The organism is Planctomycetota bacterium (assembly GCA_033763975.1).
Taxonomy (GTDB): Bacteria; Planctomycetota; Phycisphaerae; order Phycisphaerales; family UBA1924; genus RI-211.
Map to the genome: position 1 here is coordinate 323,325 of JANRJM010000013.1, position 14,575 is coordinate 337,899.

The following is a 14,575-nucleotide window of genomic DNA, read 5'->3' on the forward strand; positions in this document are numbered from 1 at the left end:
GCCCCGCCCGCCGGGGGCAGAATCGTACGTTCCCGGACCCGACGCCGGTTCGCGGAGCGGCCCGGAGCATCGGCGCGGAATCGCGCCGACTTCACGTTCCGCCCCGCACATCGCCCGCATTCGCCCGGTACCACGCCACCGTCCGGGCCAGGCCTTCCTCCAGCGTCACCCGGGGCGACCACCCCAGCATGGCCGCGGCCCGCGCCCCGTCAAGGCTCCGCCGCGCCTGCCCGTCGCCCTTGCTCGTGTCCCACACCGTCTCGCCCTTGAAGCCCGCCAGCCCCGCGACGATTCCCGCCAGTTCGCGGATCGACACCTCGCGCCCGCCCGTCAGGTTGATCGGCGTCCCGTCCGACACGACTTCCGCCGCCCGCAGCAGCCCCTCCGCGGCGTCGTCGATGTACAGCAGGTCGCGCAGCGGCGCGCCCGAGCCCCAGTTCACGACCCGCGCCGCGCCCGCGCGGGCCGCGTCGACGTACTTCTTCGTCAATGCACCCGCGACGTGCGAGGTCGCCGGGTTCGTGTTATCCCCGGGCCCGAAGAACCCCGTCGGGATGACGTACGCGAAGCGCAGGGCGTGCTCCAGCCGGTACGACTCCAGCAGTTGGTGGGTCGCGAGCTTGGCCACGCCGTAGCTGGCGATCTCGGCGTCGGGCCGGCCCCGCCACAAGTCATCTTCGCGGTACGGGCACGGGGCGTCGGCCGGGTACGAGCACATCGTCCCCACCTGCACGAACGTCAAGCCCCCCAGCAGCCCCGCGGCCCGGCAGGCCTCGACCAGGTGCAGCGTCATGACCAGGTTGTCGTGGAAGAACCGCGACGGCCATTGGCGGTTCGCCCCCAGCCCGCCCACAAACCCCGCGAGGTGCAGGATCAGCGTCGGGCCCCGCCCCTCGAAGCACGCGCCGACGAGCCGCTCTGCCTGGTCCTGACGTGTCAGGTCGCACGCGCCGCGCGTCGGGGCGAGGATCGCGTGCGCGGGCACGCCCCGGAGGTTGAGCGCGTGCCGCACCGCACGGCCCAGAAACCCCGAGCCCCCGGTGAGCAGGATCCGCTGGTCTGCGAGGTCGAGCATGCGCGAGCGTAGCGTGGGCCGTCACGGGTTTTCGCGCGTGCCGGGCCGATCGGGCCGATAGGGTTGGCCGATGCACGTCGCCATCTTCGAGCCCAACAACGACGGGCACCGGTACACGCACATCAAGCGTCTGCTGCCGGTGCTCCACGAGGCCACGCGCCAGGCCGGCGCGCGCCTCACGTTTGTCACCAGCCGCGAGGGGGCGGCGTCGCCCGAGTACGCCGCCCAGATCAAGGGCGTCGAACACCTGGCCAGCGTCGACGCGACCATGCCGTTCGTCAAGGCGGCGGACATGAACGTCACGCTCGCGTCGTTCGCCACGCACCTGCGCCGCGTCGCGCACGACCTCAAGGCCGACCACATCCTGATGCCCTACGCCGACGGCACGATCCAGACCGTCGGCATGCGCCGCCTCACGGGGCGGTTCTCCGTTCCCCGCGGGTGCGAGATCGAGGGCCTGATGATGCGGGGCAGTTTCGCGTACGAGCAGGGCGGCGGGCTCAAGGCGGCCCTGCGCCCGCGCGCGTGGCTCGCGCTCACCGCCGCCGCTCCCTTCCGCGTGATCCATCACATGGACCCGATCGTCGTGCGAGCCCTCGAGCGCCGAGCGCCCTCGCTCGCGCGCCGGGTGCGGCTCATCCCCGACCCCGTCGAGCCGTTCGACCCGCCCGCGCACGCCGACGCTCGGCGCTCGCTGGGCATTCCCGAGGACGGGCGGTACGTCGGGTGCGTGGGGTACCAGGATCGTCGCAAGGGGATCGACCTCCTGATCCGCGCGTTCCTGAAGGCCGACCTGGGCCCGTCGAACCGGCTGCTCCTCGCGGGCAAGCAGGAACAGGCGATCAAGGACCTGCTGGCGGGCGACGCGGCCGGGGCGGTGCGCGATGGGCGGATCGTCTGTCTCGCGCGGTACATCAGCGACGAGGAACTGCGCCTGGGCGTGGCGGCATTGGACGTCGTGTGCACGCCCTACCCGCCCGGCGCGGGGCACAGCGGGAGTTCGTCGATCGTCATCCACGCCGCCGGGCAGGGCAGGCCCAGCCTCGGCACCGATCACGGGTGGGTGGGCGACGCCATCACGCGATTCGGGCTCGGCTGGACGTGCGACGTGATGGACAACGCCGCGTTCGGGAGCGCGATCCGCCGGTCGATGGAGGCGGCCCCGCAGTTCCGGCTTCCCGAGCGCGGGCGGCGGTTCGTCGAGTTCCACCGCCCGGACAACTTCGGGGCGTGCTTCACGCGCCGACTGCGCGAGCGGCTGAACCTCCCGCCGGTGCAGAACCTGCGCGACTGGGCCTGGGTGATGGAAACCGCCGCGCAGGCCCCGGCCGACGCGAACACGCGGGCGTAGTCGGCCGATGAACATTTTTCGGGTTCCGGACGTCGTGTCGGTGTAGCCTTGAAGGCACGGGATTCTCGGACGCTGGCCTCGCACGCACGACCAGACGCCTTACCAGACGCCCCACGAGACGCATGAGCCGCAAACTCCACAAGGTGCTGAACGCCGCGCTCCCCATGGGCGTGCGCAAGGGGCTGAAGGAATCGGCCAAGGCGTTCATCCCGACGCTGCGCCACCTCGACATGCCGGTGCGCCTGCGCCACCTGGCGTCGCGGGGGTTCGCGCCGGGGGTGATCTACGACGTGGGGGCGGCGACGGGCGAGTGGTCGCGGATGGCGCACGAGATCTGGCCGCAGGCGAGGATCGTGGGCTTCGAGCCCAACGCCCGCGAGGTGCCCCACCTCGACGCGACGAAGCGCGACGTGCCCGGGTTCGACTACCGCCGGTGCTTCCTGGGTCGCGCGCGCGGCACGGTGGAGTACTTCGACAACGACACGCAGACGAGCCTGCTCGACGACAGCGCCCGGGGCGTCAAGACGACCGCCGAGATGCTCGTGCTCGACGAACTGATCGCCTCGGGCGACATCCCGGCGCCGCAGTTCGTCAAGCTCGACGTGCAGGGCTACGAGCTGGAAGTGCTGTCCGGGGGCGAGGCGGCGATGCGCGGCGCGCAGGCGCTGCTGCTCGAGGTGAGCTTCATCCCGTTCCACCCGGGGTTGCCGATCGTGCGCGACGTGGTGGAGTTCATGCACGCGCGCGGGTTTGTGTGGTTCGACGTGCTGGGGCTGCTGCGCCGGGCCTCCGACGACGCGCTCCTGCAGATGGACGTGCTGTTCGTGCGGGGCGACAGCCCGCTGCGCGCCGGGGGGGCGGCCTAGATGTCCAACGCGATGCCGAGCGTCCGCGACCAGTCCTCGATGGCCCTGACCCCGGCCGAGCTGCGCCTGCTGGACCAGCGTGCGAAGCTGGCGACGGGCTCGGCGATCCAGAAGGTGCTGTCGCGCCCCGCGCCGACGCTGGTGTCGAAGGTGATGGAGCGCTGGTGCCGCGCCCGGGGCCGGGCCTACCCCACGCTGGCGACGACGTTCTGGGGCGCGCCGATGCACGTCGTGGTTCCGGACCGCGTGTCGCTGACGATCATGCGGTACGGGTTCTTCGAGGACGACCTGACGAAGGTCTTCGCGCTGGTGCTGCGCCCGGGGATGGTGTTCTTCGACGTGGGGTCGCACTTCGGGTACTTCTCGCTGCTGGCCTCGCACCTGGTGGGCCCGAGCGGGCAGGTGCACGCCTTCGAGCCCACGCCCAGCACGTACGAGGTGGTGTCGAAGAACCTGGCCCCGCTGGCGCACGCGCGGGCGAACAACGTCGCGGTGTGGCGCGAGGACAGCGAGATGACGTTCCGGGATTTCGGGGTCGAGTTCAGCGCGTTCAACTCGCTGGGGGCGAGCAAGCTGACGCAGGCCGAGCTGGCGCGTGCGCGGGTGCGCGAGGTGAAGGTCCGGGCCCGCTCGCTGGATTCGTACGTCGCCGAGACGGGCGTGGCGCCCGACTTCCTGAAGATCGACACGGAGGGCGCGGAGCTCGACGTGCTGCGCGGGATGGAGCGTCTGCTCGCCGAGAAGCGTCCGGCGCTCACGCTGGAGGTGGGGGACGTGGGCACGCAGGCCGGCGATCGCGAGAGCCGGCGCGTGGTCGACCACATGCTCGCGCGCGGGTACGACGCGTTCGAGCTCGCCGGCGACCGGCTTGTCCCGCACACGCCCCGGGAGCGGTATGACTACGGGAACATCCTGTTCGGCCCCCGCGCCTGAGGCGCCGGCCCCCGCGATGGGGCGCGCGGTAGCGCACGGCTCGTTCTGGATGGTCGTCAACACCGGCATCACCCGGGCCGCCAGCCTCGGCGCCACCATCATCCTCGGACGCCTCCTCGACGACCACGCCTGGGGCATCTACGCCCTGGCGATGTCCGCCGCCGCCATCGCCGGCACGTTCCGTGACGGGGGCGTGCGCCACCTCCTGATGCAGCGCCAGAAGGAGTACGAGACGCTCATCGGGCCGGTCTTCTGGCTCGCGCTCGCCTTCAACCTCGCCTGCGGCGGGGCGCTCGCGCTCGCCGCCCCGCTCATCGCGCGCGCGGTCGCCGAGCCCGAGGCCACGCCCCTCATGCTCGTGATCGCCGCCTCGCTCCCCCTCAGCACGCCCGGCGTCATCATGCAGGCCAGGCTCTCGATCGACCTGCGCTTCCGCGAGGTCGGGTACATCATGGGCGCCAGCGGCGTGGTCCGCTTCGGCGGCGCGATCATCCTCGCGCTCCTGGGCGTGGGGCCCTTGGCCTTCGTGCTCCCGCTGCTGGCGTGCGCGCTGCTCGAATGGGCGCTGTCATGGCGCATCACGCGCGAGCGCCTCTGGACCCGCCCCGCGCACGCGTCGCGCTGGCCCGCGATGATCGGCGCGAGCGCGTGGATCATGCTGGGCGCGCTGGGCGTCTCGGTCATCAACTGGGGCGGGAATCTCTCCGTCAAGCCCTTCGTCGAGACCGAGATCGTCGGCGCCTACTTCTTCGCCTTTCAGATCGTCGTGCAGGTGGGGATCCTGCTCTCCAGCAACCTCAACGCCGTGCTCTTCCCGGCGCTCGCGAAGATCGCCAACGAGCCGGCGCGCCTCGCGCAGGCCTCGGCGCGGGCGCTGCGTCAGGTCATGCTCCTGGCGGCCCCGATGAGCGTGGGGCTGGGCGTCACGTTCCCCGCCATCGAGGCGCTGCTCTTCGCGGGCAAGAAGAGCGAGAGCGTCACCGCCGTGCTCATCCAGGGCGCGACGTACGCCTTCGCGGTGCTGCTCGCCGTCCCCCTCTCCGTGCAGCAGGCGCGCGGGCGGTTCCGGTCGTGGGCCATCGGGCTCACGCTCACCGGGCTCGCCGGGCTCGTCGCCGCCGCGGGCGGGGCGGCGATGCACGGCACGCCCGCGGGCATCGCCGCGTGGGCCGGCGGGTTCACCGCGCTCAGCGGCGTCGCGTACGCGCTCGTCACGCTGCGCCGCATCGGCGTGCCGATCTCCGACACGCTCGCCAGCGCGCTGCCCGGCTGGGCCGCGGCCGTCGCCTGCGGCGCGCTCGCCTGGTGGGTGGACTCGCGCCTCGCCGGGCTGGGCGTCGGCGTCGTCCCGTCGCTCGTGCCCGAGGGCCTCCGCCGGTACGTGTTCGAGTGCGTGCGGCTTGTCATCGTCGGGAGCGTCTTTGGCGCGTCGTTCACGCTCGTCGCGCGCGTGCTGCTGGCCGGGCACGTGCGCGAAGCGCTCGCGCTCGTCCCCGCCCGCCTGCGCGGGCATGCCGAGCGCCTGCTGCGCCTGCGGAGCGCGCCAACGTGAGCGACGATGCGACGCAGCCAGACGGCGCGCCTCCGTCCCGCGGGCGGGGCGGTGGGGCCCTGCGGCGCGCCGTCGGCGCGCTCGGCGCGCTGGGGTGCGCCGTGTCGGTGCTCGTGTGGGCGATCGGGGCCCTGCTGAGCGACCGCGCCCACTGGTCGCAGTACGCGGCGTGGGTGCCGACGTGGGCCAGCCTCGGCGGGGCGGGCGTGCTGTGGGGCGTGTGGGGCTTCGCCCGGCGGGCCGGCTCGCGCTGGGAACGTGCCACAGGCAGGCCGCGCCGGAGACGGGCGTGGGGCCTGTACGCGTTCGCGCTCGTCATCGCGGCGGGGCTCGCGTGGATGGTCGTGGTCGAGTGGCGCGTGCCGCGTGGGTTCGTGACGCACGCGACCAGCCCACGCGGGGCGCGCGTGCTGGTGTGGAACCCGTCGTGGGAGCGCATGTCGGCGTTCCACGCGCGCCTGCTCGAGCACGACCCGGACGTCGTGCTGGTCTCGAACCCGCACCCGCACGCCGACTGGAGCGCGCTCCACGCCGGCATGGGCGACCGCACCTACGCGCTGCGCCAGGGCATGCTGGTCGTCGTGAGCCGCTTTCCCATCCGGCGGTTCGGCTGGACGGGGCTGCGGGTGGCGCCCGAGCCGGGGCGGCCGTCGTGGTGGAAGGCGCCGCGCACGTCGGCCTCGGGCGGCGAGGCGCTGTTCGTGCAGCTCGACGCGCCCGCGCTGACGGGCAACACGCCGGGCGCGTTTGACGCCGTTGCCCCCCCCGCGCCGCTGACGATCTGGTTCGTCGACCTGCCGTCGGACATGTGGATCCATCGCGAGCGCATGCTGCGCGAGGCGCGCCGGGCGATCGACGCGTTCCGGGGGCCCGTGCTGCGCCGATCCGACGACGGGCTGGACGTGCCCGAGCAGACGCTGCGGCTGGGCCCGCTGCTGCCGGGCGGGGGCCTGACGGTCGACGGGGCCGAGCCCGCGGCCGGGTTCCCGCCGCCGGATTTGGTGGTCGGCGATCTCAACACCCCGCGCGGCAGCCGCTCGCTGCGGCACCTGGGCGCGGGGCTCACGCACGCGCACGACCAGGCGGGGCTGGGCCCGGGGGTGACGTACCCGCGCCCGCTGCCGGTGGTCGCGATCGACCACGTCTTCGTCGGGCCACGCCTGCGAGCGGCACGGTTTCTGACGGCGGACCTGGGCGTGAGCCGCCACCTGGCGCAGGTGGTGGATGTGGAGGCGGCGAACTGACCGGCTACTCGTGCCGTCGGTCGGAGAGCTTGTGCCCGGCGTCGCGCAGGGTCTTCTCGCGCTGCGCCAGTTCCATGTCGTGCTCGACCATCATCTTCACGAGGTCGTCGAAGCTGGTCGTCGGCACCCAGCCGAGCTTGCCTTTGGCCTTGGCATAGTCGCCCAGCAGCAGGTCGACCTCCGCGGGGCGCAGGTAGCGCGGGTCGAAGGCGACGAAGTCGCGGTAGTCCATCCCCGCGTGGGCGAAGGCCTTCTCGGCGAAGTCGCGCACCGACCACGTCTGGTTCGTCGCGATCACGTAGTCGTCGGGCTTGTCCTGCTGCAGCATCAGCCACATCGCCTTGACGTAGTCGCCCGCGAAGCCCCAGTCGCGCTTGCTGTCGAGGTTGCCCAGGTGCACCTTGTCCTGCAGGCCCATCTTGATCCGCCCGACCGCCCGGGTGATCTTCCGCGTCACGAACGTCTCGCCCCGCCGGGGCGACTCGTGGTTGAACAAAATCCCGCACGACGCGTGCAGGTCGTAGCTCTCGCGGTAGTTCACCGTCGCCCAGTGCGCCATCACCTTCGCGCACGCATAAGGCGAGCGCGGGTAGAACGGCGTCGTCTCGGTCTGCGGCGTCTCGATCACCTTGCCGAACTGCTCCGAGCTGCTCGCCTGGTAGAACCGCACCTGCTGCCCCGACTCCTGCTGGAACTCGCGGATCGCCTCCAGGCAGCGCATCGCCCCCATCGCCACCGTGTCGGCGGTGAACAGGGGCATGTCGAACGACACCCGCACGTGGCTCTGCGCGCCCAGGTTGTACACCTCGTGCGGACGCACCTTGCGCATCAGGTCCGCCAGCACGCTCGCGTCGCACAGGTCGCCGTAGTGCAGGCGCAGCCGCGCCGCCGAGTAGTGCGGGTCTTGGTAGATCGGGTCGATCCGCGCCGTGTTGAACGACGACGAGCGACGGATGATCCCGTGCACCTCGTACCCCTTGGCGAGCAGGAACTCGGCCAGGTACGACCCGTCCTGCCCGGTGATGCCCGTGATCAGCGCACGCCGCGTCGTCGTCATGGCGGAAACTTCCTCTCCGGCGCCCTCACGGTGCGCGGTTCTCGGACCCGGGGCCCACCGGCCCACCCTCAAGTGTCGATTGTCGGCCATCGTAGACGGGTGTTTGACCTCCACCGGCCGGATCCGCCGACGCGCCCGCGTCCGGCGGCGGCTCGATGTTCCCGGGCGTGAACCCGTGGTCCGTCGCCGGCGCCCCCTTCGCCAGCGACAGCAGCGTCACCAGCCCCAGCAGCCCCGCGAGCGTCAGCGGCCCGAGCACCCGGGCCGCGCCCATTGGCCGATCGAATCTCGATGACGCCGGCAACGTGCCGGCGGGCGCCCCGTTGGACAGCGCCACGGCGAACGCGCACCAGATGAGCACGAACGGCTCGTGGTACCGCTGCCACAACTGCTCGCTCGCGCACTGGGCCGCCGCGAACCCCGCCAGGGCCGCGAGCATGATCCAGCGCCGTCGCCGGTCCATCCCGCCCAGCCACAAGACGACGCACGCCGCCCCCAGCGGCGCGAGCGCGAGCAGCACGACCGACGTGCGCCCGCCCAGCACCGGCCCCGCGCGAACGCCCGTCCAGATGCCGGAGAACCGTCCGGCCTCGAAGCTGTACGTGGTCTCGGGGATCCCCGCCGCCAGCACGCCCAGCCCGACCGCCACGACCAGCGCGACGCGGTGCGCGCGCCACGCGTGCCCCGCCAGCGGCCAGAGCCAGCCCGCGTGGAACACGCCCACGATCCCCACCAGCGACAGCACGAACGCCGGCGTCGCCCACTGGATGCCCGGCGAATACCACCCCACGAACGTCGGGGGCGTCAGATGCCCGCCCCACAGTTGGTAGAACCACCCGAGCAGCGCGGCCGCCGGCACGGTGGCCCCGAACCCCAGCGCGACGCGCCCCAGCCACGCACGCGCACGCTCCGGCAGCAGGTCGGCCGGGTGGAACAACGCCGCACGTTCATCCGCCGGGGCCGGCGTGCCGGCGCGAACAAGCGAACCCGAGACCCACGCCGCGGCCCAGACAACCCCCGCCGCCCACACGTGGATCTGACGGAACATCACGAGCGCGACGAGCACCGCACCGGCGGCGATGATCGTGCCGCGCGACCCCGAACGCAGCAGCAGGGCGAGCAGTGCTGCGACGCACAGCCACGCCGCGTTGTCGGGGAGCAGCCAGACGCCCGCGCTCACGACGTAGAGCGAGCAGACCAGCGGGAGCGCGAGCAGCACGCCCCGGCGGGCACTGCCCGTCCACGAGGCGCCGCACCCGGCGACGAGCGCGACGAGCCCCAGCGTGAACAGCGAGCCGGCGAGTTGGAGCGCGACCCGCCCGTCGGAGAGCACGCGCGCGACGCCGGCGAGCAGGACGTGGTAGCCGGGCGTGGTGGCGGAGAGGTAGTCCGAGAAGTCCGGCGCGGGGAGTTGCTCGGCGAATGTTCGGATGACCTTCTCGTGGTAGTTCACCTGGTCGCTGGCACCGCGCCCGCGCATGGACTGCGAGAGGACCAGGGGCCAGCAGGCCGCCGCGGCGAGGGCAACGCCGAACCCCGCCGCCCGGAGCGGGGTAGAGTGACCGGACCGGACGTCCGATAGACGTTTGTCCGGGGTCGAAGCATCGGGCGTCGGGTTGGTCGGGGTCGATGACATCGGCGGGCCGGTGCAACTGTCGGCGATCGGGGGTCGGTGACTGGAAGCGGGCGGCGGAAGGAACACCACGGGAGGCGCGGAGCGCTGATGCTGGGCCGACTCATGCGAGCGATGCACGCGCCGGTCTACCGCCGACGGCTCGAGGTGCTCGTGCGGGAGATTCTCCCCGCCCTGCGCCCGAACGACCGCGTGCTCGACGTCGGGTGCGGGAACGGCACGCTGGGGCGGGCGCTGCTCGACGCCCCGGGCGCGCCGCCCGGGCTGGTGGTCGAGGGTCTGGAACGCGTCCGCCGGGGGAACGAGCCGATCGCCGTGCATGCGTACGACGGCGGGGCCATCCCGTTCGCCGCCCGCGCGTACGACGTGCTCATCGTCGCCGACGTGCTGCACCACGAGCGCGCGCCCGAGGCGCTCCTGCGCGAGTGTGCGCGGGTGGCGGGGCGGCTCGTCATCGTCAAGGACCATCGCGTCGAGGGGTGGTTCTCCCAGGCGCGAGTGTCGTTCATGGACTGGGCGGCGAACGCGCCGTACGGCGTGCCGTGCCTGTACGAATACCCGTCGCGGGCCGGCTGGACCGAGCGGGCACGCCGCTCCGGGCTGCGGGCGGAGCGCGAACTGCACCGCATGGACCTCTACCCGCCGGGCTGGAACCTCGTGTTCGGCGGCCGGTTGCAGTACATGGCGTTCCTGACGCCCGAATCGCAAGCGCCCGCGGGCATCAACGCGCCCGCGGACGTGACGGCGGCCCGGGGCGAGGCGGTGCGGGCATGACGCAGATCGACCCGCTGGCACGCCCGGCGCACGACCCGACCGCCGATGCGCCCCCGCGGGGGGGCCTGCGCGCCTGGATCAAGCTCGCCCGTCCTCATCAGTGGGCCAAGAGCGCGTTCGTCGTGGTCGGTCCGGTGTTCGCCTACGCCGACGGTAACATCCGGGATTCGGCGCTCCTGTGGGCCGCGGGGGCCGCGGCGGGCGCGTTCTCGCTCGCGTCCAGCGCCTCGTACATCGTGAACGACGTGCTCGACGCGCCGCACGACCGCATGCACCCGCGCAAGCGCCGACGCCCGGTGGCGAGCGGGGCGATCGCGCCGGGGGCCGCGCTCGCCGGCGCGGGGGTGCTGGCGGCCCTGGCGCTCGTCTGCCTGGTGTTCGTGCCGGCGGCGTTCCGGTTCTGGACCGGGGCGGCGGTCGTCGTGTACGTCGCGAACGTCATGGCCTACTCGCTGTGGCTCAAGCACCGCGTGATCGCCGACGTCGTGTGCCTTTCCATGGGATTCGTCATCCGCGTGCTGGGCGGGTGCGCGGCGGTGGGCATCTCGCCCACGACGTGGCTGCTCAACGTCACGTTCTTCATCGCCATGTTCCTCGCGTTCGGGAAGCGCCTCGGCGAGCGGCGATCGATGGGGGGTGAGGCGGCGGCGGCGGCCCGGAAGGTGCAGGCCGGGTACACCGACGACATGCTCCGCCTCGCGGTGGTCGTGACGGGCGTCGTCGCGCTCGTGGCGTACGCCGGGTACGTGCTCTCGCAGGACGCCAAGTACACGTTCGGGTTCAACCTGCTGTGGGTCACCATCCTGCCGGCAACCTACGGGCTGCTGCGCGCGATCGTGCTGCTGGAGCGCGGCACGTACGACGACCCGACCGAGATGGTCATCCGCGACCGGGGGTTCCTCGCGGCGGCGGGCGCCTTCGGCGCGTGCGTGGCGGCGCTGATGGCCGCCCGGCACCTCGGGCTCATCGGCGTCCCGCCACCCGAGGTCCTTGTGCCGGCCATCTGAGGCGCCGGGCGGACGGGCGAATCGGGCGAGCGCCCTCGACGGGGATCGCCACGCCGGGCATCATGGTGTAGAGTGTCCCTGTTCGGGCCCCGTGCGTCGGGGCTTCGGGGACGGTTTCGCTCGCGCGGACGAACGGCGCGTGCGGACATCTGGACGGAGGCCCTGACCGGCCTATTCAGGAGTCGTGCCATGACGATGCGCCGAGCGTGGACGTTGGCCGCCGCGATGACCGCGGTGTGCGGGTGTGCCGGGGGCGTGCTCGCCCAGGAGGGCACCGAGAAAAAGGACGACTTCAAGCCCTGGGCCGAGGTGTCCAAGGACTACTCGCAGGTGGTCTCGACCGCCGGGGGCGAGTCGAGCCTGTACGGCGTGTGGAAGCGCGACAAGGACGGGCAGATGCTCGCCGAACTCCCGCGCAACTGGTCGAGCCAGCGCCACTTCATCGCGATGACCGTGCCGACCGGCGAGGTCTTCGCCGGGCTGCAGGCCCAGGACATGTACGTGTACTGGAAGCGCTTCGACAAGCGCATGGCGCTGGTGATGCCCAACGTCGAGGTGCGCTCCACGGGCGACAAGGAGAGCAAGGACTCGATCAAGAACCACTTCGTGGATCGCGTGATCATCGACGTGCCGATCGTGGCGATGGGCCCGAGCGGGCAGCCGGTGATCGACCTGGACGAGCTGCTCGTGCAGAACGCGACGACGTTCTACGGCGCCATGGCGCAGGGCCTCAACTCGCGCCTCGTCACGCTCGACTCGGTGAAGGCCTTCCCGGAGAACGTCGAGGTGACGTTCACGGCGCCCGCGGCGGGCGGACGCCTCAAGAGCTTCCACTACTCGATCTCGCTCATCAAGGACGACCCGGAGTACAAGCCCCGCGCCGCCGACGAGCGCGTCGGGTACTTCACGACCGAGTACCGCGACCTGGGCAAGTTCCAGGACGACAAGGTCAGCACCCGCTACATCAACCGCTGGAAGCTCGAGAAGGCCGATCCCAACCTCAAGCTCAGCCCGCCCAAGGAACCCATCATCTACTACGTCGAGCACACCGTGCCGACGCGGTACCGGCGCTGGGTGAAGGACGGCACGCTGTACTGGAACGCGGCGTTCGAGAAGGTCGGCATCCGCGACGCCGTCGAGGTGTACTACCAGGACAAGACGACCGGGGCCCACATGGACAAGGACCCCGAGGACGTGCGGTACAACTTCATCCGCTGGCTGAGCAACGACATCGGGACGGCCATCGGGCCGAGCCGCGCCCACCCGATCACCGGGCAGATCCTCGACGCCGACATCGTGCTGACAGACGGCTGGATCCGGCACTTCTGGTACCAGGCCAACGAGTACGCCCCGAGCATCGCGATGGAGGGCATGAGCCCCGAGACGCTCGCGTGGCTCGAGAGCCGCCCCCAGTGGGACCCGCGCGTCCGCCTGGCGCCCCCCTCGCAGCGTGAGCGCATCATGCACGAACGCCTGATGGACCGCGCCCGCCGGGGCGTGACGGCGTACGGCGGGGCGGGCGTGCCCATGACCGACGTCAGCGTGTCGAACTCGCCCGAACTGCGGGCGATCAGCGACGTCCTGGGCCCCCGCTACGGGCTGTGCATGGCGAGCGAGGGCATGGCGCGCGACATGGCCGTCATGGGCCTGTACCTCGACGTCGCCGGGCTGCTCGACGACCCGCCCAGCGGCGGGAAGGACGGCGACAAGGCCGACAAGAAGGACAAGAAGGACGAGCCCGACCGCCTGGACGGGATCCCCGAGTGGTTCGTCGGGCCGGCGCTGGCGCACCTGACGGTGCACGAGGTCGGGCACACGCTGGGCCTGCGCCACAACTTCAAGGCGTCCGCGCAGTACACCTTCGCCGAGATCAACAGCGAGGCGATGAAGGGCAAGCCCTACATCGCGTCGGTGATGGACTACACGCCCGTGAACATCAACATGGACGACAAGCTCGTCCAGGGCGACCACCACATGATCGGCGTGGGCAAGTACGACATGTGGGCGATCGAGTACGGCTACACCCTGGGCGACACCAAGGACGTGCTGAAGCGCGTGGGCGAGCCCGGGCACGAGTACCTGACGGACGAGGACACGGGCGGGCCCGACCCGCTGGCCCGCCGGTACGACTTCGGCAAGGACCCGCTCACCTACGCCAAGAACCTGCTCAGGCTGGCCGAGTACTCGCGCGGGCGGATCCTCGACTCGTTCGTCAAGGACGGGGAGCCGTGGAGCAAGGCCCGTCGCGGGTACGAGATCACGCTCAACACGCAGAGCACCGCCGTGAACATCATGGCGAACTGGATCGGCGGGGCGCACGTGAACCGCGATCGCAAGGGCGACAAGGACGCGCGCCCGCCGCTGGAGCCCGTCTCGGCCGGGGCGCAGCGCGACGCGCTGGAGTTCGTCATCGACTACACCTTCCGCGACGAGGCGTTCGGGCTCACGCCCGAGCTGCTCACGAAGATGGTGGTGAACAAGGACGAGAACGCCAGCGCCGACCCCGCCTGGGCGGTGCACGACCGCATCTCGGGCATCCAGGCGAGCGTGCTCACGCAGCTCATGAACCCCGGCAAGCTCCGGCGCGTGTACGACAACGAGTTCTTCACCCCCGCCGACCAGGACCAACTCACCCTCCCCGAACTGCTGAACACCGTCAGCGACGCGGTGTGGACCGAGCTCGACAAGGGCGTGACGCAGAAGTACACCCCCCGCAAGCCGATGATCTCCAGCCTCCGGCGCGCCCTGCAGCGCGAGCACGCCGAACGCCTCATCGACCTCACGCTCGACTCGGGGTACAACGTCGCCAACAAGGCCATCGCCAACCTCGCCACCGACAAGCTCCGCGAGATCCAGTCCAAGGTCACCAAGACGCTCGACAAGGGCGACTCGAACATCGATCCCTACACCAAGGCGCACCTCTCGGAACTCAAGCTCCGCATCACCAAGGCGCTCGACGCCTCGTACATCTACAACGCCCAGGCCGGCGGCGCCGCCGACTTCCCCTTCTGGCTCTTCATGGGGCAGCAGCAGCCCGCCCCGGCCGCTCCCGCGCCCGCCTCGGGCGAGTAACCCGCTGACCC

11 protein-coding genes are annotated in these 14,575 nt (G+C 71.7%); 8 read left to right on the forward strand and 3 right to left on the reverse strand.

The window, feature by feature from the left end; genetic code table 11:
• Positions 1–91: 91 nt before the first annotated feature.
• Positions 92–1,075, reverse strand: coding sequence for an NAD-dependent epimerase/dehydratase family protein (locus SFY69_08655; GenBank protein ID MDX2132108.1), 984 nt, complete (start codon positions 1,073–1,075; stop codon positions 92–94).
• Positions 1,076–1,145: 70 nt separating this feature from the next.
• Here SFY69_08655 and SFY69_08660 point away from each other — a divergent pair, with 70 nt between their 5' ends.
• The 5 genes from SFY69_08660 (at position 1,146) to SFY69_08680 (ending at position 7,021) form a co-directional block, all read left to right on the forward strand.
• Positions 1,146–2,426 carry a hypothetical protein gene (locus tag SFY69_08660; GenBank protein ID MDX2132109.1) on the forward strand — a complete coding sequence of 427 codons (1,281 nt, stop codon included), beginning with the start codon at positions 1,146–1,148 and terminating at the stop codon, positions 2,424–2,426.
• A 122-nt stretch (positions 2,427–2,548) separates the two neighbouring features.
• Positions 2,549–3,292, forward strand: a complete 744-nt coding sequence (locus tag SFY69_08665; GenBank protein MDX2132110.1) for an FkbM family methyltransferase — start codon at positions 2,549–2,551, stop codon at positions 3,290–3,292.
• Positions 3,293–4,225 carry an FkbM family methyltransferase gene (locus SFY69_08670; protein ID MDX2132111.1) on the forward strand — a complete coding sequence of 311 codons (933 nt, stop codon included), beginning with the start codon at positions 3,293–3,295 and terminating at the stop codon, positions 4,223–4,225. It begins immediately after the preceding gene.
• 16 nt (positions 4,226–4,241) lie between these two features.
• Entirely contained in the window at positions 4,242–5,777 is a 1,536-nt protein-coding gene (locus SFY69_08675; GenBank protein MDX2132112.1) for an oligosaccharide flippase family protein, read from the forward strand.
• On the forward strand, positions 5,774–7,021 hold the full coding sequence (locus SFY69_08680; protein ID MDX2132113.1) for an endonuclease/exonuclease/phosphatase family protein: 1,248 nt from the start codon (positions 5,774–5,776) through the stop codon (positions 7,019–7,021). Before SFY69_08675 ends, SFY69_08680 begins: the two co-directional genes overlap by 4 nt.
• Before the next feature lie 4 nt (positions 7,022–7,025).
• Here SFY69_08680 and gmd read toward each other — a convergent pair whose 3' ends face one another.
• Together gmd and SFY69_08690 are read right to left on the reverse strand one after the other, a co-directional pair.
• Positions 7,026–8,078, reverse strand: coding sequence for a GDP-mannose 4,6-dehydratase (gene gmd / locus SFY69_08685; protein MDX2132114.1), 1,053 nt, complete (start codon positions 8,076–8,078; stop codon positions 7,026–7,028).
• Between the two features lie 25 nt (positions 8,079–8,103).
• The gene (locus SFY69_08690) at positions 8,104–9,558 is read right to left on the reverse strand and encodes a hypothetical protein (protein MDX2132115.1); all 1,455 of its coding nucleotides are present in this window, start codon (positions 9,556–9,558) and stop codon (positions 8,104–8,106) included.
• A gap of 243 nt (positions 9,559–9,801) precedes the next feature.
• Here SFY69_08690 and SFY69_08695 point away from each other — a divergent pair, with 243 nt between their 5' ends.
• The 3 genes from SFY69_08695 (at position 9,802) to SFY69_08705 (ending at position 14,564) form a co-directional block, all read left to right on the forward strand.
• Positions 9,802–10,485 carry a class I SAM-dependent methyltransferase gene (locus SFY69_08695; protein ID MDX2132116.1) on the forward strand — a complete coding sequence of 228 codons (684 nt, stop codon included), beginning with the start codon at positions 9,802–9,804 and terminating at the stop codon, positions 10,483–10,485.
• Positions 10,482–11,492 carry a UbiA family prenyltransferase gene (locus tag SFY69_08700; protein MDX2132117.1) on the forward strand — a complete coding sequence of 337 codons (1,011 nt, stop codon included), beginning with the start codon at positions 10,482–10,484 and terminating at the stop codon, positions 11,490–11,492. Before SFY69_08695 ends, SFY69_08700 begins: the two co-directional genes overlap by 4 nt.
• Before the next feature lie 189 nt (positions 11,493–11,681).
• Complete coding sequence (locus SFY69_08705; protein MDX2132118.1) at positions 11,682–14,564, forward strand: zinc-dependent metalloprotease; 2,883 nt, start codon at positions 11,682–11,684, stop codon at positions 14,562–14,564.
• Positions 14,565–14,575: the final 11 nt, after the last annotated feature.

Excerpts from the sequence above, each read along its gene's own strand:
- SFY69_08655 (MDX2132108.1), bottom strand. The coding sequence starts at position 1,075 with ATGCTCGACCTCGCAGACCAGCGGATCCTGCTCACCGGGGGCTCGGGG.
- SFY69_08660 (MDX2132109.1), top strand. The coding sequence starts at position 1,146 with ATGCACGTCGCCATCTTCGAGCCCAACAACGACGGGCACCGGTACACG.
- SFY69_08665 (MDX2132110.1), top strand. The coding sequence starts at position 2,549 with ATGAGCCGCAAACTCCACAAGGTGCTGAACGCCGCGCTCCCCATGGGC.
- SFY69_08670 (MDX2132111.1), top strand. The coding sequence starts at position 3,293 with ATGTCCAACGCGATGCCGAGCGTCCGCGACCAGTCCTCGATGGCCCTG.
- SFY69_08675 (MDX2132112.1), top strand. The coding sequence starts at position 4,242 with ATGGGGCGCGCGGTAGCGCACGGCTCGTTCTGGATGGTCGTCAACACC.
- gmd (MDX2132114.1), bottom strand. The coding sequence starts at position 8,078 with ATGACGACGACGCGGCGTGCGCTGATCACGGGCATCACCGGGCAGGAC.
- SFY69_08690 (MDX2132115.1), bottom strand. The coding sequence starts at position 9,558 with ATGCGCGGGCGCGGTGCCAGCGACCAGGTGAACTACCACGAGAAGGTC.
- SFY69_08695 (MDX2132116.1), top strand. The coding sequence starts at position 9,802 with ATGCTGGGCCGACTCATGCGAGCGATGCACGCGCCGGTCTACCGCCGA.
- SFY69_08700 (MDX2132117.1), top strand. The coding sequence starts at position 10,482 with ATGACGCAGATCGACCCGCTGGCACGCCCGGCGCACGACCCGACCGCC.
- SFY69_08705 (MDX2132118.1), top strand. The coding sequence starts at position 11,682 with ATGACGATGCGCCGAGCGTGGACGTTGGCCGCCGCGATGACCGCGGTG.